At 58.8% G+C, this 19,235-nt stretch carries 21 protein-coding genes and 1 pseudogene; 17 read left to right on the top strand and 5 right to left on the bottom strand.

Going from position 1 to position 19,235, the window contains the following annotated elements; genetic code table 11:
• The first annotated feature begins 187 nt into the window (after window positions 1-187).
• Entirely contained in the window at window positions 188-1,207 is a 1,020-nt protein-coding gene (locus FQP90_RS13410; RefSeq protein ID WP_167510489.1) for a DUF4192 domain-containing protein, read from the top strand.
• Window positions 1,208-1,391: 184 nt separating this feature from the next.
• Window positions 1,392-1,538 (top strand): hypothetical protein, encoded by a 147-nt coding sequence (locus FQP90_RS23325; RefSeq protein ID WP_167510488.1) that lies wholly within the window; start codon window positions 1,392-1,394, stop codon window positions 1,536-1,538.
• A gap of 293 nt (window positions 1,539-1,831) precedes the next feature.
• Here the strand turns inward: FQP90_RS23325 and FQP90_RS13405 are convergent, their stop codons facing one another.
• Window positions 1,832-2,059, bottom strand: coding sequence for a hypothetical protein (locus FQP90_RS13405; RefSeq protein ID WP_144651254.1), 228 nt, complete (start codon window positions 2,057-2,059; stop codon window positions 1,832-1,834).
• 315 nt (window positions 2,060-2,374) lie between these two features.
• Here FQP90_RS13405 and FQP90_RS13400 point away from each other — a divergent pair, with 315 nt between their 5' ends.
• The 7 genes from FQP90_RS13400 to FQP90_RS13370 all read left to right on the top strand — a co-directional run bounded on the left by FQP90_RS13400 (window position 2,375) and on the right by FQP90_RS13370 (window position 6,969).
• Window positions 2,375-2,671 (top strand): hypothetical protein, encoded by a 297-nt coding sequence (locus FQP90_RS13400; protein ID WP_144651252.1) that lies wholly within the window; start codon window positions 2,375-2,377, stop codon window positions 2,669-2,671.
• 253 nt (window positions 2,672-2,924) lie between these two features.
• Complete coding sequence (locus FQP90_RS13395; RefSeq protein WP_144651250.1) at window positions 2,925-4,259, top strand: ParB/RepB/Spo0J family partition protein; 1,335 nt, start codon at window positions 2,925-2,927, stop codon at window positions 4,257-4,259.
• 272 nt (window positions 4,260-4,531) lie between these two features.
• Complete coding sequence (locus tag FQP90_RS13390; RefSeq protein ID WP_144651248.1) at window positions 4,532-4,873, top strand: hypothetical protein; 342 nt, start codon at window positions 4,532-4,534, stop codon at window positions 4,871-4,873.
• Between the two features lie 438 nt (window positions 4,874-5,311).
• Window positions 5,312-5,578 (top strand): glutaredoxin family protein, encoded by a 267-nt coding sequence (locus tag FQP90_RS13385; protein WP_144651246.1) that lies wholly within the window; start codon window positions 5,312-5,314, stop codon window positions 5,576-5,578.
• A 5-nt stretch (window positions 5,579-5,583) separates the two neighbouring features.
• Window positions 5,584-6,366, top strand: coding sequence for a single-stranded DNA-binding protein (locus FQP90_RS13380; protein ID WP_144651244.1), 783 nt, complete (start codon window positions 5,584-5,586; stop codon window positions 6,364-6,366).
• Window positions 6,353-6,628, top strand: coding sequence for a ParB family protein (locus tag FQP90_RS13375; protein ID WP_244296768.1), 276 nt, complete (start codon window positions 6,353-6,355; stop codon window positions 6,626-6,628). The genes FQP90_RS13380 and FQP90_RS13375 overlap by 14 nt, the downstream gene beginning before the upstream one ends.
• Before the next feature lie 65 nt (window positions 6,629-6,693).
• Window positions 6,694-6,969, top strand: a complete 276-nt coding sequence (locus tag FQP90_RS13370; protein WP_144651243.1) for a hypothetical protein — start codon at window positions 6,694-6,696, stop codon at window positions 6,967-6,969.
• A 147-nt stretch (window positions 6,970-7,116) separates the two neighbouring features.
• On the opposite strand, the gene FQP90_RS13365 is transcribed toward FQP90_RS13370, so the two are convergent.
• The 4 genes from FQP90_RS13365 to FQP90_RS13350 all read right to left on the bottom strand — a co-directional run bounded on the left by FQP90_RS13365 (window position 7,117) and on the right by FQP90_RS13350 (window position 10,643).
• Window positions 7,117-7,551: a response regulator transcription factor gene (locus FQP90_RS13365; RefSeq protein WP_144651241.1), complete on the bottom strand. Its 435-nt coding sequence runs from the start codon at window positions 7,549-7,551 to the stop codon at window positions 7,117-7,119.
• Window positions 7,548-8,834, bottom strand: coding sequence for a hypothetical protein (locus tag FQP90_RS13360; protein ID WP_144651239.1), 1,287 nt, complete (start codon window positions 8,832-8,834; stop codon window positions 7,548-7,550). The genes FQP90_RS13365 and FQP90_RS13360 overlap by 4 nt, the downstream gene beginning before the upstream one ends.
• Window positions 8,835-9,232: 398 nt before the next feature.
• Window positions 9,233-9,532: a helix-turn-helix domain-containing protein gene (locus FQP90_RS13355; RefSeq protein WP_244296767.1), complete on the bottom strand. Its 300-nt coding sequence runs from the start codon at window positions 9,530-9,532 to the stop codon at window positions 9,233-9,235.
• Between the two features lie 22 nt (window positions 9,533-9,554).
• Window positions 9,555-10,643 (bottom strand): tyrosine-type recombinase/integrase, encoded by a 1,089-nt coding sequence (locus FQP90_RS13350; RefSeq protein WP_244296766.1) that lies wholly within the window; start codon window positions 10,641-10,643, stop codon window positions 9,555-9,557.
• A gap of 126 nt (window positions 10,644-10,769) precedes the next feature.
• On the opposite strand from FQP90_RS13350, the gene FQP90_RS13345 reads away from it, so the two are divergent.
• The 8 genes and pseudogenes from FQP90_RS13345 (at window position 10,770) to FQP90_RS13315 (ending at window position 19,154) form a co-directional block, all read left to right on the top strand.
• Complete coding sequence (locus tag FQP90_RS13345; RefSeq protein WP_244296765.1) at window positions 10,770-11,258, top strand: single-stranded DNA-binding protein; 489 nt, start codon at window positions 10,770-10,772, stop codon at window positions 11,256-11,258.
• Between the two features lie 72 nt (window positions 11,259-11,330).
• On the top strand, window positions 11,331-11,549 hold the full coding sequence (locus FQP90_RS13340; RefSeq protein ID WP_144651235.1) for a hypothetical protein: 219 nt from the start codon (window positions 11,331-11,333) through the stop codon (window positions 11,547-11,549).
• On the top strand, window positions 11,546-11,800 hold the full coding sequence (locus FQP90_RS13335) for a ParB family protein (protein ID WP_144651233.1): 255 nt from the start codon (window positions 11,546-11,548) through the stop codon (window positions 11,798-11,800). The genes FQP90_RS13340 and FQP90_RS13335 overlap by 4 nt, the downstream gene beginning before the upstream one ends.
• Before the next feature lie 562 nt (window positions 11,801-12,362).
• The gene (locus tag FQP90_RS13330; protein WP_144651231.1) at window positions 12,363-13,187 is read left to right on the top strand and encodes a hypothetical protein; all 825 of its coding nucleotides are present in this window, start codon (window positions 12,363-12,365) and stop codon (window positions 13,185-13,187) included.
• Window positions 13,187-13,426 (top strand): annotated as a pseudogene (locus tag FQP90_RS23875) (helix-turn-helix domain-containing protein); the annotation flags it as partial. The gene FQP90_RS13330 and the pseudogene FQP90_RS23875, both read left to right, overlap by 1 nt.
• Before the next feature lie 303 nt (window positions 13,427-13,729).
• Window positions 13,730-14,353, top strand: coding sequence for an ImmA/IrrE family metallo-endopeptidase (locus FQP90_RS23660; RefSeq protein WP_244296764.1), 624 nt, complete (start codon window positions 13,730-13,732; stop codon window positions 14,351-14,353).
• 251 nt (window positions 14,354-14,604) lie between these two features.
• Window positions 14,605-17,292 carry an ATP-dependent DNA helicase gene (locus tag FQP90_RS13320; protein ID WP_144651229.1) on the top strand — a complete coding sequence of 896 codons (2,688 nt, stop codon included), beginning with the start codon at window positions 14,605-14,607 and terminating at the stop codon, window positions 17,290-17,292.
• A 977-nt stretch (window positions 17,293-18,269) separates the two neighbouring features.
• Window positions 18,270-19,154 carry a sugar transferase gene (locus FQP90_RS13315; protein ID WP_144651227.1) on the top strand — a complete coding sequence of 295 codons (885 nt, stop codon included), beginning with the start codon at window positions 18,270-18,272 and terminating at the stop codon, window positions 19,152-19,154.
• Window positions 19,155-19,235: the final 81 nt, after the last annotated feature.

The raw sequence follows: 19,235 nt of genomic DNA, 5'->3' as shown, positions 1-19,235 counted from the left end.
CCTCCGGCGCTCCTGCGTCGCTGATTTCCTCCGGGAATTTCCCGACCCTTGCCCAAGGGTAGACAGGCCTCCGTCGGGCACAGCTCCGCAAGCTTCGCCAGCAGCCAAAACAACGGCGGGGGAGAGGAGAGCTGGCCACTCACCACGAGCGCCCCACCCGCCGAATCCTCAGCAAAGGACTTGAATCTTGACCAACGAACTCCGCATCAGCAGCCCGGCCGACATTCTCAGCTTCGTCCCTCACACTCTCGGTTTCGCGCCCCGGGAATCCTTCGTGTTCATCACCATGCGCGGGAATACGCTCCGCGCGACACTTCGTGTCGACGCCCCCACGGACACCAACCCAAAGGGTTTCTCCCGGGCCATGGCCGACTACCTTGCACTCGACACAGTGGCGAACGCCGCCGTGCTGGCCGTCTACACCGACCAGCCCGCCGCTGACGGTACGCCCCGCCCGTTCAACGAGCACGTAGAGGCGATCGTCGAAACCCTCGACGCCGCCGGGCTGCCGCTGAAAGATGCATGGCTGGTCACTTCAGAGCACTGGAAGAACCTGCTCTGCGATGATCTCCGGTGCTGCCCCATCGAATCCTTGGACTCGATCACGGACGGGCACTTGAACGCCGAAATGATCTTCCGTGGCAGCAGCTACAAAGACGCCCCCGGCACCACCTACCCCACGTTCAACGGGCCTTCCGACACCGCCGAACAGATCGAACACGCAGGGCATGTGCTGCAGTACAGCGAGGAGATCAACGGCAGCGAACTGTGGAACCAGACCATCGAACAGGGCCGACCGGTCGGCCCGGAAACCGCAGTACAGCTGCTGGCATGCTTCCAATTCCCGAGCCTGCGGGACACCCTGATGTGTAACGTGATCGAACCCGAACGAATCGACGCCGACGGCAGCGGATATCTGCTCCTTGGTGACGGCATCGCCCCGGATTGGGCCAGGGTGGACCGGGCCGAGGACGCGGCCCGGGAACTGATCACCGCAGCGCCTGAGGGGTACCGGGCGCCACTGCTGACCGTGATCGGCTGGCTCTACTACCTCAAGGGTCAATCCTCTGTCGCAGCGAAGCACTTCACCGCCGCGTTGGAGGACGTACCCGGGTACCGGCTCGCTGAACTTATGGAAGAAATCATCGGCAACGGCAGGATCGCCCCAGTCGCCGCCGACGAGGCCACAGGCTACAAGAAGCCCTAACCCTGACGGGCCGGGACCGGCAACGGTTCCGGCCCACCGGTGCGTCGGCGGCCTCCCCCGCTGGCGCTCCTCCGGCCGCCGATCAACGCTGACGCGGGCGAAGCAACACGGCAAACGCATGGGACCGTGCCGTCGGGCTACAGTGGAAGAACCACACTGTCCACGAATGCCAGGGAGCAGCCACATGAGCCACGACTTCGTCCTCACCGAGGAAGATGCGCCCTCAGGCAACACCCACGCCGAGGATATCCTTGAACTGAGCCTGCTCAGCGCGGAACCGAATGCCAGCGTCGTGGACCTCTCTTGGGAGAACGCCCCACAAGACTTCTAAACCCCTGCAGCGATGACGCTGCACCACGAATTTCCTTTTGCTGAGGGAAAACAGGAGGAGTCGGCACCATAATGGTGCCGGCTCTTCCGCCATCTCAGGACGGGGCGGTCCGCTATGGTGGCGGATCTCGTGGTTGGTTGCCGGCGGCGGACCGCCACTGCGCCGAACGCCCCGAGCCCCCGGGGGCCGGGAGGTCCCACGGTCATACGCTTCGCCTGGATGCATCGGTAGTCGCTTCCGGGCAAATTTCAATGGATGGGGCTACACCGCGGCGGAAACCGTCACGCCAACAGTCATTCGCCTGCTTGTTTGGCCAACTCGCGCCAGAGCACCACGGCGGCCAAGGCGTTTAGCCCGGTGATAAACAGATCCCCTGCTGCAGGCCGTCCAATGAACAAATCGATGGCCACCAGTACGAGCGAGGCAGCTGCGGCAATGGTGAACAGCACCGCCAGGAAGCGGAACCACCTTAGACCGCGATGAGCCCGGCCGGTTCCGGGCAGAGGTGCCGGATCAGTCATGCCTCAGTTTCCCGGTTTATACCCGGCCCGGCTACCTCCAGTGGCCCGTGTTGTCCAGCCCGGCGTAATGGGAGTGACCAAGGGTCTTTCCACGGTGGAAATCCCGGAGTGCACGTTCCGACTCCGGATCTGAATCTGCAGGCCTCTGCTTCGTCCGCCTCAACAGGTAAAGCGCGATCGACGCAACGATCAACAATCCTGCCGCAATGACTACACCAAACAACTCCATGGTTCCCCCTTTTATGAGCACAACTATAGATTCCCTCGTCGTGATGGCCCAGGTACCTGGGCCATCACGACCTGAGAAAGTAGTGCATGCTCGCCAGAGCTCGCACCCGTCTGGGCGTCCACTCCGCTTCGCTCCGTGGCCGGCTGTTGGGTCCAGGGCATGCCGTCGCAGAGCTCCTGCACACCCTGGCCCTGTCCTCGTCTGCGACGTTTTGGCTGCTGTCCTTCGGATTGTACGTGCCCGCTCCGGCCCGTCTAGCCCCTCCTTCGTCGGGGCCTGCGTGCCGTGAAATTCCCTCCGGCGCTCCTGCGTCGCTGATTTCCTCCGGCGCTCCTGCGTCGCTGATTTCCTCCGGGAATTTCCCGACCCTTGCCCAAGGGTAGACAGGCCTCCGTCGGGCACAGCTCCGCAAGCTTCGCCAGCAGCCAAAACAACGGCGGGGGAGAGGGGAGCTGGCCACTCACCGCGAGCGCCCCACCCCCAACAAAACAATGAGGCGACGGGGAAGTCCGTTAGTCAGCCCACCCCATTTCCGACGCTTGACAAGACATAGAAGCATCGGGGGAGACGGGAAGCTGGCCGGTCACCATTGGTCGCCCCACCCACCCAACTTCTCGGACAAGAAGGACCAACACCATGAACGCAGCACCCACGCTGGAAATGCTCGACCCCACCACCCTGATCGTGGACATCAACGTCCGCAAAGACGCGGCCCTGACCCCGGAGTTCATCGCCAGCATCAAAGAACACGGCGTCATCGAACCGGTCATCGCCCACCGCAACGAGGACGGCACCGTGCATGTGCGGATGGGCCAGCGCCGTACCCTTGGTGCGGTCAAGGCCCAATGCCCCCTGATCCCGGTGATGATCACCGCATCCGCAGCGGACGCAGAGCGCATCGTCTCGCAGGTGGTGGAGAACATTCACCGCACGGCGATGACAGAGGCCGACGAAGCCGACGCCTACCACCAGCTGTCCCTGTTCGGTATCCCGGCTGACAAGATCGCCGAGCAGCTCAGTCGCAAGAAGGCTGTCGTCGAAGGTGCCTTGAAAGCCAAAGCATCCAAGGCCGGAACCGCCGCCCTGGGCAAGGGGCACACCATCGAGGAAGCCCTCGTGATGGCCGAGTTTGAAGGGGACGAGGAAGCCACCGCCGAACTGGAATCGGTCGTTGCAGACGAACCGGATCAGCTGCTCCACGTCGCCCAGCAACTCCGGGACGCACGCGCTCACGCTGCTGCTCTAGCAGCGTTTACCGCTGAAGTCGAAGCTACCGGGGCGACCATCGTTGAGAAGCCCGGCTACCACGACGACGAAACGGCCCGTGTCAGCTCCTTAAAACGCTCAGACGGAGAACACGCCACCGAAGAGGACTCAAACGCCGTTTACATCGAGCAGGACTACAAGGGCGAATGCTCCACTGTGCCGGTGATCGTCGGATGGAAGAAACTCGGCTTCAAGGACCGTTACAGCTTCTCCTCATCGGCCCAGACAGGTCCGATGACCGAGGACCAGAAAGCCGAACGGAAAACTTTGATCGCCAACAACAAAGCCATGGAATCGGCCACCACCGTGCGCCGGGATTTCGTCAAAACCCTGCTGACGAAGAAGCAGGCACCGAAGGGCTGGCAGTACTTCACCATCCACGCGCTCACGCATCACTCCGAAACCGCTGGTTATGACGCACAAGTGGCAGCGGAAATGGTTAGCGCGAAGACTGACGGTGAGAAGTCATGGTCGTGGAACCCGCTGAAGGATCACGTGGCCAAGTCCACGGCACGGCCCGAGTTCTCCCTGATCGCGCTGGTCTGCGCCGGATACGAAAAGACCATCGCCAAGGACTCATGGCGGTCCCCGTACCAAAGCCACCGGGACTACCTGAACCAATTGGTCCTTTGGGGTTACACCGCGAGCGAGGTTGAGCAGATCATCATCGACAGCGGCAAACCCGCCGAGGAAGAAGCGGCATAAGAACCCCTTGCCGGGCGGAACCCCCACCGCCCGGCAAGGCCCCCGGCCACTCGGCACGAGCAGGGCCGGGAACCTCCCAAAGTCGGGCGGTCCGCCGCCCAGGGCGAACCACAGAAGCCACTCACCAGCGACGGGCCGCCATTGAGCGCCGCCAGGCACACACCCACCAGGTACCGCGCCGTCATATTCACCGTGGTCCCTTCACTATCACCAAGTAGCTCATTGTCAGTGCCCCGCCTAGGCTGGGGACAGCATCGAAGGACAGGAACAGAATGACCAACCCACAAATGCCTAACCCCATCACCGAGGTTATGAACAGCACTTTCACCGGCGCCCCTGATTCATCGTTGCTGTCTATGGTGCTGGTCAGCACCGCGCTTGCTGCGGTATACCTCGTGGTCGCGGCGCTCTGCCGGCGGAGGTTTCCCAAATCCATGGACCTCGCTTTTGCGCTGGCCCTCGCCACGCCTATCACCAGCTTCATCGTCCTGGGACACATGGGTTGGGGACTGATTATTGGCGGAATCGCGCTCGTCATCGGCCTAGTCCTGTGGGGGACGGGGCGCGGCAAACTCAGCGAAAACCAGCCGGGGAACACCGGAAGAGTCCGTTAGACTGAGCCACAGATTTCCTTTGTCCGAGGAGAGCGAAACAGGACCGGCCCGCGCCGGTCCTGTTTTGTTTAACCAGCAAAACCGGGAACCTTTCCCATGGGACAAGACAATCCGCCGCCGGCCCCCACCCGCAGCGCAACAGTTGCTCTCAGCCGGAACCACCCATTGTGACAAGCGGAAGCACCGGACGCAGGCACAAGAACCTCAGGCCCAAGGCTGCTCCTAATGAAGCCGGGGGAGTACCGACGGGCTACTACCCGCAATCATCCCAAACTCACCAGACACCCACAGCACCAGAAAGTCACTACCAAAAACAGGCCAAAAACCCCTAGAAATAGGGGCAAAAGCCTTTAAATCCAATTGGATAAAAGCTAGAATAATAGTAGCAAGTCAGCCAGACGAACCTAACCAAAACTGATACGAAACGCAGGACTGAAAATGACTTCCTCAATCACCGATTACACGGTTTACACGAAGCCCGGTTGCCCGAACTGCGACCGCACCATGGAGTACTTCGATTCCAAAGGCATCACCTACACGCCCGTGGACATCACCGAAGTGTCGGCAGCGCTGGAGTACATCACCGCAGAGCTGGGCTACTCCCAGGCACCCGTCATCGTGAACAACTCCGATGACCAGGACCACTGGTCCGGACTGCGTCGCGACAAGCTCGTCCAAGCGGCCATGACCCACAAGGCAGCGTGAGGACCATGACCACTCCGCACCCGGTGGACGGGTTCAAAATCAGCCCGCGGATCCCGTTGGAGGTGGACTTGTTCCGGCAAACCAATCCCAGCGGCAGGATCTATCCCGACCAGCAGGACCCATACGCCGGCTACTACGCCAACCCCTACAGCGTTGACGATGATCGCTACCTTGCCGCGATCAGCACGGCCCCGATAGGGGAGGGCGGGCTCTGGGACGAACATACCGCAGACCAGCACCAGCCCAACGACCTCACCCACGACAAACCGGGTGGCACCGAACCTCAGAACGAAACCAGCACACACGCCGAGAACACCAACAGCGCACGAGGAAAAGGACTAACCATGGCCGGCGAAACCACCATTACTGTCATTGGAAACCTGACATCGGACCCCGAGTTGCGGTTCACCCCGGTTTCCCGTGAGTTCGGTAAAACTGAAGGTACTCCGGTCGCGAACTTCACCATTGCCTCGACGCCCCGTACCTTCGATTCTGCCTCAAACGAATGGAAGGACGGTGAGACATTGTTCCTCCGCGCGAGTGCTTGGCGGGATATGGCTGAGAACGTCGCAGCCTCCTTAACCAAGGGTTCCAGGATCATTGCCTCCGGACGGCTGAAGTCCCGCTCCTTCGAGACCAAGGAAGGGGAGAAGCGCACCGTGATCGAGCTTGAGGTCGATGAGATCGGTGCCAGCCTGCGCTATGCCCGAGCCCGAATTAACCGGGCGCCGCGTGGCAGTCAAGAAGCCCCTTCCACGCAGCCGGAAGACTCCCGTGCTGCGGGCTAAACGCGATGACACCTCGATCAGTGCCAAATTCACCCGCGATGACGCGGAGCAGATACGTGCGGCCCTTAAGGCTGTTGGTATGGAGGAGGGATACGCCTCAGTCAACGACCTCGTAGAAGCAGCCGTCCGGCGGGAGCTCCGGAGGGTCCAGCGCAAATACAACGGCGGAAAGAAGTGGATTGGCGTGCCCTCAGGAGGGTTGCGGCCAGGGCGCCGAACCAAGGAGGAGACGGCCCGCCATGAGGACGGGCGCAGGAAGTGAAATCCGGGACCGATTCCTTCTGACGGAGGCGAGTGTCCGATTCAGCAGCGAAAGTAGGCAGAAGCTTGATTAACCGCGCAAAATCTCTCGTCATTTCCGGCCTCATACTCTCTGGAGTTGGCGTCGTAACGGCTCTGACTCTCCTGACGTCCGCTATTGGACGCTACATGTATGTTGAGGATCTTGCCCCAGACGTCAGTCCTGACGTCTTCAAGAAGCTCGTAGGCTTCGCCCCTCTGGAACGCGCAGCCCTTTATGCCGCGCTGGCATTCGTGGTCCTCGGAGTCGCTCTAGCGGTCTTCGGAGCGGCCCGGAGGCGTCAGCGCCTCCGGAAAGCTTGAGATCAACAACAATTATCGGCGGTGGCAACTTCGGTTGCCACCGCCGATGTCCTTTAACCGTGCACTCATATTGCGCCAGTGCTAGGCGGCCAACGGGGTGTGGGGCCAGAACTAACCGTCATCCGGGGCCAGAGATCGTTGGCAGACTCACCTGTCCCCGCGCCGGGTCTTTGCCCGCCCTTCCGCTACATGCCATTCGGGCCGAACGTCCTGCGGCGGCTGTGGGCATAGTTCCTGGACGAGTGCTCTGAGCTGGGCCGGGCGAAAAGGTTTGGTCAGGTAGGCGCTAGCGCCGGCTGCCATGCCGTCGAGTTCATCACCGGGGTGCGTGTGGGCCGTGATCATCAGAATCGGGGCATCGGAAATCTCTCGGAGTTTCCGCGCAACGTCCCTTCCGTCCAGATCCGGAAGGCCCAGGTCGAGGGTGATGAGCGCCGGCTCGAGGTCTGCTGCCGCCGACAAACCAGCTCTGCCGGTTTCTTCGACGCGGACCTCAAAGCCAGAGGCTGCGAGAATCACCTCAAGCAAGCCGCCGATATCCTCGTCATCCTCGATAACGAGGCAAACACCGTGTGAACTCATGTCCCCCCTTGCCGTCTTTCGGCAAGTCTATGACTGTCGTGTCGCTGGTAGAGATAGCGTTCGGCGCCTTTGACGCTCAGCCCGAAGAGGTCGCATAGACGGCGGATGTCATTTGTCGTTTGGGCTTCGTACAGGATTCGGTCTTCGCGAAGTGCCTGAGGTGACATTCCCAGGGTTTCGATCACCCATACGTTGCTGACTTGGGTGGTTCGAACGGCGCTCTGCTTGCTGATGAACAGGTGGGGGTTCAGGGTTTCCGGCCATTTTGCTGTGCGGTAATCCAGCCACGCAGTCAGGCTTTCTCGCACGGCGGGTGCCATGGTGATTCGCCGGTCTGGTAAGTGAATCTTTCCGTCGCGAACAGCTGTGAGCTGCAGTGCGCGGACTTCCTCGTTGCGAAGGGCATGGAATCCGATGAGCGTGGCCAACGCAGTCCTGGCTGGGTTGTCGGAGCCGAGTGCGGCGCGCATCGGGCCTTCATTGATGGGAAGTGGAATGCGTGATTCAGGCCGTCCCGTCTTGGTATGTGTTGTCGGGTTCGTGAAAACCAGCCGCCTAGCTTTCAGGATGCGGAACAGTGAACGCAGTGCCGTGCCGGTCAGTGCGCGTTCGCTGCCCTGATCTGGCAGGGCCTCATCGATGTCCTCGCGTGTTATTTCGCGGAGGGATTCACGGCCATTGGCTGCCCAGAACATTGCAGCGGGGGCAGCGGAGCGGACCCGGGCTTTGATCGTGGCGAGTGCCTTCGCCTTTGCTCGTGGCTCTTTTGTGCTGCCGTGGAGCATGACGTTGAACCAGATCTCAAGTTCAGCTGCCATGGCCTCCGGGAGACCAGTTGCCTTTCTGCCGAACCAGGCCACGATTGATGGCAGTCGGTCATCCTGCAGTAGTCCTGCTGCCTTGAGCACGTCCAGGATTGGCTGTCGGTTGAAAGCGGCCGCGTTCAGGAGCTCTACGTCGCTGGCCTTGATGAGCGCGCCGGGGGTGTCTTGGATGCTCGCCAGAATCCTAAGTCCTTGGCGGGTCGTCACGGTTCGCGTTTTGCTCCATCCGTGCCTGCGTGCGTGTTCCCTGGCAGCGTCGTCCAGGAGGCGCGCAAAATGCGGATCGAGTGGCTCCGCGCTGAAGCCAGAGAGGTCCCTGGGCACGTGCATCAGGGTCAGCTGCTCGTGCGCCACTGGATAGGGCCGGTGCTTCAATGGCTTCAGATCCGGGAGGGAGTCGGCCCGGCGTTGCCGCCAGACCAGTCCCACGAAGTGCAGCTGCTGGCCATGCTGATTCATTTCAGGGATGCTTGGTCCGGTCCCGTGTGGACGGGTGCCGACCGAATTGCGCCAACACAGGCGGCAAAACCCATCGGGGTTCAAGGCCTTTTCATTGTGGCAGGACTGGCACGGTGCCACCGTCTTGAATCGCCGGCGCCACCCTCTGCATCCTTGGCAGATCCAGCCGGAATGACGGGTGACGCCCCAGCCTAAGCAGTCCAAGCAACTGTCTATTATCTGGGGCGCGAAGCGGTGACAGCGCTGGCAGAGGCCGCCGGAATAGTACAGCTCAGTAGAGCCGCACTTGCGGCACGGTGGGGGTGCGAACGGGCCGCTCGGCATGCACTGATAACAGCAGGAATCACGCGCTGTTGCTACCGGCCGGCCCCCGCATTCAGGGCATGTTCTTGGCGCGCTCACGCTGGTGGCAGGGTCCGATTGCGTCCCAGACGCGGAGTGATGGCCGGGCCACCGACGGCAGTGAGCTTTTCCTTGGGTGGCCTACGGGCGGCTACAGCGTCCGGCTCCCTGATCAGCAGTTCGTTCGGTTCGCAATCGAGGACATGGCAAATGATGTCAAGATCATCCAACCGGATCGACGTCGGGGTGCCGGTCCACAGCGCGGACATCTTTCCTGCACTGATCTCAAGCCCGGCTTCGGCGAGCCTGCGACGCAATTCGGTCGACTTCCAGACACCGCGTTCGGCGGCTTTCATACGCAGATTCCAGCGCACTCGTTCACCTCTTTCCGGTTCCCCATCGCAGCGCGATGCGTTCGTTCGCCACAGCCCATGCAGCTTCAACATGATTATCGTGGACATGGATGTAGCGGGTTGTCGTGGACAGCCACTCATGCCCGAGCAGATCCTGGATGGCTTTGAGGTCCATTCCCCGTTCATACATCGAGGAGGCGCAAAAGTGTCGCATCCCGTGAGGCGTGAGTCGTCCGGACCAGTCCGGAAGCCAGAGACCGACTGCGTTAGCGAAACCGGTCCTTAGCGTGTCGTCTCCCGCTCTGCGGTTCCGGCCAAGGTCAGGATCGCGGCGTTCGCTTGGGAACAGGGGAGCGTCAGGATCTTGCCAGTCGTCTCCGAACTGGTGGCGAACGTCGGTCAGCCACCAGTGCATCAGTCCGTCGACCCCGTTGATGGCCGGCACCATCCGGGGCTTGGGTCCGCGGCCCATGCTGCCCTTACCGAAGCGGACATGCAACTTTCCCTGCTCGCCCAGGTCTGGGCGCCAGTCACGGATATCCAGCATGACTGTTTCGTTGATCCTGAGGCCAACCCGCCGCCAGAGAGATGCCACGAGATAGTCTCTCGCGGCCGGCAAATACTTACGGGTTTCGGGCAGTGACTCGCGCCAGCCGGCAAACAGCGCATCTACTTCAAAAGCCGACGGTGGGACGCGGATCATGCCGCTGTAGTCGGCTTTGGCTGGCCGGTTGAAGTCGTCAACTGGCTGCACCACCAGATGCCCCGTGATTTCATGGATCTCGCCTTGGTACCGGCTGATGAGGAAGTCGAAGAGTCGTGCGAGCGTGCCGGCCTTTCCGTGCACCGTGCTCTTGGCCAGGCCCTTGGTTTTCCGCTCGTGGTTCAAGAATCGGTCGACATCACCGGGTTGGGCAGTCCATAGATAGTCACCCAGATGCCGCAGGAACGCGAAGATCACCGATCGCCCTTGTGTGATGTGCTCGTCGCTGATTCCAGTAGCTGCTGCGGCCAGTGCGAACTGATCCACAAGCTCTTGCTCGAAATCATCGAGTTCTTGAGGAGACTTGGACTGCCTGGCCATGGCGGGGCGAACGACCGCAAGCTGAACCACGGGTGCCTCACTTCGGTCAGAACGAAATAATGTCAGAGAAACCTTATATCCTTCAGGAATCCTGAAGAAACTTCATGACGAGACTACGGCGCCCGTAACCGCGGGGTTGAAGGTGCCTAGCCTGTGTTGGGGAAGGGGAGACAAATCGAACACACGACAGTTGCGACATCGGGATCGGCGGTAGCGAATTTCACGATCGCTTCAACGCCCAGGACCTTCGATCGTCAGTCCAACGAGTGGAAGGACGGGGAGACGCTTTTCCTCCGTGCCAGTGTGTGGCGGGAAGCAGCTGAGAACGTCGCCGAGTCCCTGACCAAGGGCACGCGCGTGATCGTATCGGGTAGGTTGAAGTCCCGGTCTTACGAGACCAAAGAGGGCGAAAAGCGCACCGTCATTGAGCTTGAGGTAGACGAGATAGGCCCGAGCTTGCGTTACGCAAATGCGAAAGTGAACCGCACCCAGCGTAGCGACAACCAGGGCGCAGGAAACGGCGGCGGGTTCGGTAACCAGGGCGCCGGCGGAGCGACCAACCAGCAGGACGACCCATGGGCCGCAAACTCGCAAACCAACTCCGGCTCCTGGGGCAACGGACCCGACTCCGAACCCCCCTTCTAAACCACCAACTGTCGGGGCCGGCCACTACGCTGGCCCCGATGCCGCCTCACCCAATAAGCAAAGGCTCTGATCGTGACGAGTCCAACGAAAGTGTTCCAGGCAGCAGAAAAAGCTACCGATGAAGAGCTAGCAACCTGGCCGAACCGTGACCTGAAAATTGCCCGAGCCTTCGCCGGGGAAGTGGCAACGGTCGCGCATCGAATGCACGAGGATTCAACCAAGGCCCTGGCCGTGTCCAGACGAATAGGCGAGGCATTGGACCGGCGCATGTTCGGCTCCGAGGAACAATGAAACCGAGCGAGAAGAAGGGGCCCTACTTCACCGAAGAGGACCTGAAACAAATCAGGGCAGTGGTTCAAGCCGTCGGGCCGCTGGAGGGGTACGCCTCGATCACGGACTTCGTTGAAGCAGCCGCACGCCGGGAGCTGCGGCGTCTGCAGCGCAAGTACAACGACGGCCGGAAATGGCCGGGAGTCGAAGCAGGCGAACTCCGTCCAGGGAGACGGACCCGGGCCGAATCGGCAGCCAGAGAGGACCGGTAAATGAAGTCCTGGGGGCCACGAGCTGAATGTGATCTGGGCCAGCCTGAAGGCGTCATGAAGGCGTACCAGGCGGTGCTGCGTGTAGGGACAGCAGCGGACCAGAGGGAATTTCTCAACGCCGGTCTTTTGCGCGATATCTGGCCTCAGCTGATGCTCCCTGTGAGATGCAGGAAGCTATCGGAGGACAGGTTTCCTCAGTTAAATCAGGACGAAGAGAAGCGCGATACGAATTGATTTGTACACAGTTAGGGTCCGTGCCTTTCGGTACGGGCCCTAGCTGTGTACACGTCGCTTCTCGTGTCGGCTGGGTGGTGGGTCTTGGGTGAAAGCGTCCAGTACCTCAGCGTTGAATCCCCTGCCGCTTAAGACGTCAGCCATGGCTGGCACGGGGGAAGACCACCGCAACCGATTGGGCGGAAGTGCTGGCCGGAAGCTCAAGATCAGCTCAAGATTTACTCAGGATTAGGGCAAGACTCCACGTTTTGGTCAACTTGTCCTAGATCGGGGATAAAGTAAAGCTCAGAAGTGACATCCTGCAATTAAATGAATTGGGGCATCGATTGTGAACGGCGCTTTTGAAGTTTCAGTCTGGGCGCGTGAGGCGTTTGGCGGTGCTGCCGGTGAGCTGTCGGCGCGGATTCCGGAGGCTATTCGGTCAGCGCACGCAACGGCTCTAACTGCACATGTAGCAGCGGACATGACCACGAATGACACGTATGGGCACACGCTCAAAGTTAAGCAGTATGAATTGCTGGTGGCGCAGGTCAGGGAAGTTCCGGGCGTCATGATCCGGCGGCCGCAGGGTATGCGGTTTGACTTGGCTGTTGTACCGGAGACCAATGTGGCGATCCTTCCGCTCCGTTATGCCACGGACCGGAAGGACAGGCGTGAAGACAGCCGGTTGGCCGCGCCGGTGTCGGATCTTCGGCAATCCCTGCTGGGCCTGAATTCTTCAGCTGCGCCTAGGCAGCTAACTATCGATCATGCGTTTGTGGATGACGATGCATTGGCCAGTGGCTTCGAAGAATTAGAGGAACTCGATCGTCAACTAAGGCGTTTTGGGCGCCTCGTGGTGATCGGTTACGCAAGCAACCCTGCTGCCGGGGTGTGGGGAATCGGGTGGGGCGATCTTGAACTGAAGAACGCAGCCACGGGCGAGATCACGTGGCCTCACTGGGAGACTCTTCCTGAGATTTCGGCAGGGTCTGCGGCAACACATTCTTTGGCCGCCGACCTCTCTGTCGTGGGCCGGGAGACGAGTCGCTTTGACAGTTCGACCGAAGATGATGATGACTTTGGGCTGGTCGCTCGACCTTCGTGGGCTAGGGTTCCGGTGAGCGAGACGACCAACGAAAACACGGCAGCCGAGCGTGGGGTTGGGGAATAATGCCACGGCAAGTCCGGGCGGATAAGCTTCTCGAAACATCAGCAATTTCTGGTGTTGTCGCCGTGGCAGCTGCCTTTGATCCTGGCCGACTTGTTCAGGCTCGACGTCTGGCCGGGCTTACAAAAAGCGCCGTTGCCAGTGAAGTTGGTGTATCCGCTGTTTCGTTGGGTAATTGGGAAGCTGGAACTCATCAGCCGCGGCCTGATCACATTCAGGGGCTGGCTGAGGCACTTGATGTGCCTGTTCCCTTCTTTGCAATCGGGCGACCACACGCTCGATTAGGAGATTCGGACGCTCATTTCCGTAGCCTTCGACGCACGCCCGCTCACCAACGAGCCAAAGCGATTGCATTCACCGAGCAGGTTTGGGAATTGGCGCACGCGCTGGAAAAGCGGGTTCAGCTCCCTGCGGTGCAGGTACCAGGGTTCAGTGCTGGCGAAGTTGCGCCAGGGCGGGGAGCTACAGAGCCGGCCGCGGCGGCTCGGATGTTAAGGGCGGAATGGGGTCTTGGAACCGGGCGCATTCCTCGTATGGTCAGGGTCATGGAGAAGCATGGAATTATTGTGACGCTCTCCTCGTTTGCGGGCACGGCAACACCGACAGTGGATGCCTTTTCGACTTCGCGACTGCCACGCCCCGTCGTCGTCCTGACGCCGGACAGGGCTCGAGACGTTAACCGACACAGGTTTACGGCAGCACACGAATTGGGCCACCTGATCATGCACCCGGATACAGCCCCAGGAGACCCGCATCTCGAAAAAGAAGCAGATCAATTCGCAGCTGAGTTCCTGACGCCGGCTGCATCCATCACACCTTTGCTACCCGGGCGGCTAGACCTTCACAAGCTTGAACAACTTAGCCAAGAATGGGGGGTTTCAATCGAGTCTCTCGTTTACAGGTGTCACGAACTTGGCACAGTCTCTGAAGCTGCTTATCGACGTGCATTCCAGAGGTTGAATCAATTGCGCCAAGTGAACCTGTTTGCAGTGGAGCCTGTCGACGGGTATCCAGGCGAGATACCTGTGCTACTTCGGAAAGCCTTCGAAGTTGCAGAGTCGAACGGACTATCGATGGCAGCATTGGCGAAAGAACTGTCGTGCAAGCCTTCCAGAATTCGCATGCTCCTGGGCCAAACTGACGCCCGTCCCGAGCTGCGTTTAGTTTAGCTGTGTAGTCAGGGCTTCGCTTGACCGAAGAGCGGGTTCCCAAGTCGCCGGCGCCGGCTCGCGTCATCGGCTGTTGATGCTTACACGCCGCAAACAAGTGGCGAGTCTTCCTACAGCTGCTGCCCCCTGCCGTGGATGACCTGGGTCGATGCTGCTGGAGCGCAGCACCCAGGACATGGGCACTCGTGCCCACCCGTCGTGGCAAGAGCGTCAGAAATGTAGAAAAACGATCCATTTTGAAAGGCCACACCGTGGGTACCGTAGACGCTCAGATTCGAAGCATCGGCGCAAATATCTCTGGCAACATCGACGCCCTAGGCCATGACCGAGGCCTGCTGGCGCAGAACCTGTTGTCTCAACTGAGAAATCTTGTCGAGGCGATTGCAGTCCGATTTCACCTCAGAGACGGTGACGCCGAATTTCACTACAATGCCACAGGGCCCGCCATCGACTGGATAGGGTCCGCGACGAAGCAGCTCAATTTTCTCCATCGGTTCCACAAACTGCTCCAGATGAGTGCCTCCCACTACACGTTCGAAGGTGACGCGTCAGAGAGACTGATGCTGAAGTACTACGAATACCTTCTCCGGACGCGCGCACTGCTGAACCAGCAGTGTGGCGTTGACATTCTCGGGAACCTCGAGAGGTTCCCAGTGGACCTTGACCCATCTCTGCGTATCTACCATCAGAAGATCGCCGAGCGCATTGAGGCGGCAACTACGGTTCCCGCTGATCTTGGCAGCAGGAATAGGTACTACGTCAACAGAGTGCGGCCGTTCTTCACCGGGGGACGCATCTACTACGAGGTCACCTTTTCCAACATCAGCGACAAGCTGAACAAATCCGACCGCATTATCGCCTTCACTGACATCGACATGACGGACAAGTACGCGGCGAACCTAACCCTACTACCGGTATCGATCGATGTTCTGGGGCAAACCATGCCGATCACGATTATCAAGGCGTGGGAGGTATCGATTCGCCCGTGTGAGTTCGACAACTTTGCGAGAATTCTGGGGCACACCACCAAAGTCGGCAGCAGCCTTGAATACCGCAACCTGATGAGGTTCCTGACCGACTCCTCGGCCAGTCTTGTCGACCTGATGGACATGCCGGACGCCAGGTACGACCACATTCGAAGCGTCACGCTGCAACGTGTACAGAAGCCGCAGGTGTTTCCTGTCTTGGATACGGCGCGGGCAATCATCAGAGCAAAATCGCCGGGCACAAACGTCCTCCGATACCTGATGCTCAGCATGAACAACCGCGTGATCAAACTCCAATTCGACACAGAAGCCTGCAAGCTGCTGTCCAATCTGCGCCTTTCCTACAGTTGCAAGCCCTTTGATGAGATGCCATTTTGCACCTCACCCCGCCAGCACAATCCGCGCTTTGCCGATCTGGCAGCGAGCCTGGATATCACTGGGCGCACTCACGAATTGCTGGCACGCAGGGTACAGAACAACGTCGAACGACATGGCATGCTGTACACGCCCGCCTCAGAACTGGAGGACCTCGGCCCCGTAAATCAGCTCGTGGACCAATACAACTCCAAGGTCTATTACAAGCACACAGGTCGAAAGCTCCTGCAGGATAAGGGCCAAGTGTTCATGCGACAGTACGAGGACGGTACTGTTTCGATCATTGAGACACTTCAGGAGTACGCCGAATCAGGGGTCGAAGGGTACAGCGATGCCGTGGAGAAGTGGCTAAGCACTACTCAGCTCAACGTCGACGATGACGTGAAGAAGGCGGCCCTACAGTCCCTCTTCGACGAGTCTCGTGTAGCCCTGATCTATGGTGCTGCCGGGACGGGCAAATCTACCATGGTCAATTACATCGCGAACTACTTCGGAGACAAACAGAAGCTTTTTCTGGCTCATACGAACCCCGCCAAGGACAATCTGCAACGCAAGGTCTCGGCACAGAACACAGAGTTCCGCACAATCCGCAGCCAGACTTGGCGGGCGGGCATCCAACCCGACTACGACGTATTGGTAATTGACGAGTGCAGTACGGTCAGTAACTCCGACCTTCTGGCGGTCCTACAGAACACATCCTTCAAGTTGTTGGTTCTCGTTGGCGATGTCTATCAAATCGAATCAATTCAGTTTGGCAACTGGTTCAGCATCATTCGGTCGTTTGTTCCGAAGGAATCGGTCTTCGAGCTGACCAAACCATACAGAACGGACAGCGAATCACTCCTGGACTTCTGGTCCAAAGTTCGGCATCTAGAGGACGGCGTCGAGGAATCGATAGCACAAAACGGCTACTCGGCTGTTCTTGGACAATCCTTGTTTCGCAACGAGAGCGATGATGAGATCATTCTCTGCTTGAACTATGACGGCCTCTACGGCATCAACAACGTGAACCGGTTCCTGCAGAGTTCGAATCCGGCAAGAGGTGTTGCTTGGGGTGCAACAATCTATAAGGCGGGCGACCCAGTGCTGTTCAACGAAACCGACAGATTCAAACCCCTCATCTTCAACAACCTGAAGGGCAGAATAGTCGACGTTCAAGTCCAGGAAGACCACGTCCAATTCGACATATGGCTCGATCGCAGTGTCACTGAACTCGACGCTTACGGACTTGACCTTGAATTCGTGGGAAATTCCACTGTTCGCTTTACCGTCAATCGAGCAGCGGACACTGATGACGACCAGGAGTCGACCGACACCGCCGTACCGTTTCAAGTGGCATACGCCGTATCGATCCACAAAGCACAGGGCCTTGAGTATGACTCCGTCAAGGTTGTCATAACTGACGCAAACGAGGATGACATCTCCCACAGCATCTTCTACACCGCCATCACTCGAACCTGCGAAGGACTCAGGATTTTTTGGACGCCCGAAACTCAGCGAGCCGTTCTCAGCAATCTGAACCGCACCAAGAGTGGTAAGGATGTGGCCTTGCTCAGGGCTCGACGAGGTCTCAACTAGCGATGATGGGCAGGGGACCCGCTCGCTTAGCATTAGGGCGCGAAACAGTTCAGGATCGGTCAGACGTCGATAAAAAATCCCCACGCCGGGTGAAGGAGTAGGCGCGGAGTGATCCTGCATCGGATGCAATAATCACTGCTCTACTTGTCATAATCTCCGTTATCGGCGTTAAAAGTACGGGAGTGGAAGTAGCTGCGAGGACTCCCGTCTCAGGAAACTCGCGTCCCAATGTGGGCGTAGCTTGATTCCGATCATGCTCCACCCCGCCGGGGGTTTGAGTTCAGGCCCAGGGAAAGTAGAAGCTGGGCGGCGCCCAAAGCTGCGTTGATCAGATTGATGAATGATTTTTCGCCTTCACAAGGCGCTGCTGTCCCGCCGCTTCTGAGCTCCCTGGCCAATTTTTGATGAAGACAGATATCGACGGGTCAACGGCGGGATAGCCTCGAGACACGCTACGGAAGCTCATCAATAGCCGAGCCGTACACAAGCGTGTCATATAGTGATCCAACTAGTGATCCAGCCCGAATTCCCATGACTAGAGGGACATCCATGACCGTTAGGACACGACTCGAAGAGGTGGACCGGCAACTGAGCGAGCAGCGGGCGCAAGCGGACGCTTTCGCCACGCGATCCGGTCTCATGATCGCAGCGACGGCACTGCTCACAGGTTTCTTGTCGCGAAGTGTCCCGACAGTAAATGCTGGGTTAAGTCCCGTAATTTGGGTTGTAGCTGGAGCAGCAGCCATCGGCATTTTAGTTCTATGTAGTAGCCGTTTGATAATGGGGCCAACGCCGAGTCAAATAGGTCGGTGGGCGGACAAGATAGTAGAGGAGAATCTTTTAGATGCCAAACTCCTTGCCGTTGAAGTTAACTCTCGCGTACTATTGCGGTCTGAAGTAATCTTCGTAATTCAGGCCCTGACCACGGTTATCGGTATTGGACTGCTAGTTTTCTCACTGCTCAACTAGGAGCACTTATGCAAAATCCTGAAGGTGCAGCGTATCTAGAGTTTCTCGAGGCTGAGTTCTCTCACCCGAGATCGTCCGATGGCCCAGGTCTCGTATTTGCAAGTGACGAAGTCATGTCTAAGAATGCCGGCATATCGTCGCGATGGTCTCAGGCGGCAGTGAATCTCCGCCCACGCAGCCGTGTTGGATTTCTATTTGGTGCTACTTCGCGGGATATAGTCGACGCTGCCACGGATATGCAGCTTGGACGAAGACTTGGTACGGCTCAGCGAGCAATAAAGAGAATGCTGGACGTCTTTCTCGCTATTTTCTTCATCGCAGTCTTTTTCCCAATTGCACTAATTCTTGCTTTCATTGTAAAGTCGGACTCACCTGGTCCAGTTATTTATGGTCACTTCCGAATCGGTAGGCATGGGCAACCATTTATGATGTACAAGTTTAGAACTAGCATGAGAGCGGAATCGGCTACTGTGGCAGACGGCCTCAATGTATCAGGTGCACTTTACAAAGTAAGCGAGGACCTGGAAACTACAAGATGCGGCCGATGGATGAAAAAGTACTCGCTTGACGAGATCCCGCAGCTTTGGAATGTCCTTTCCGGAGATATGTCAATGGTGGGACCCCGCCCTCGTCTTTTTGCTGAGGAGATTACATACCCATCCGAAAGAGAGCTTCGAATCAGACCGGGTGTAACCGGCCTCTGGCAATTCAAGGGACGCACGAATCATCCTCTGCAGGACCCTACCGATCTGGATGACTTTTACATCTCTAGTTGGTCCATTGTTGGTGACATTGGCATTTTTGTTCGTACGATCCAAGCCGCTGACAAGGCTCTTAGGAATAGAGTGAATGGGGGAGTCAGTCACGATGATGGAAAGTTCGACTTCCGATAAGCGTGTGGGGCGCCCCCAAGGCGAGCCTCTACAGTCACCAGCCCACTCCGGACTGCAACTGGTCATGTTGGGGGAGCCGTT

Origin of the sequence: Paenarthrobacter nitroguajacolicus (assembly GCF_007786235.1) — a bacterium.
Taxonomy (GTDB): domain Bacteria; phylum Actinomycetota; class Actinomycetes; order Actinomycetales; family Micrococcaceae; genus Arthrobacter; species Arthrobacter nitroguajacolicus_A.
This window is presented reverse-complemented; position numbering and strand designations above follow the sequence as displayed.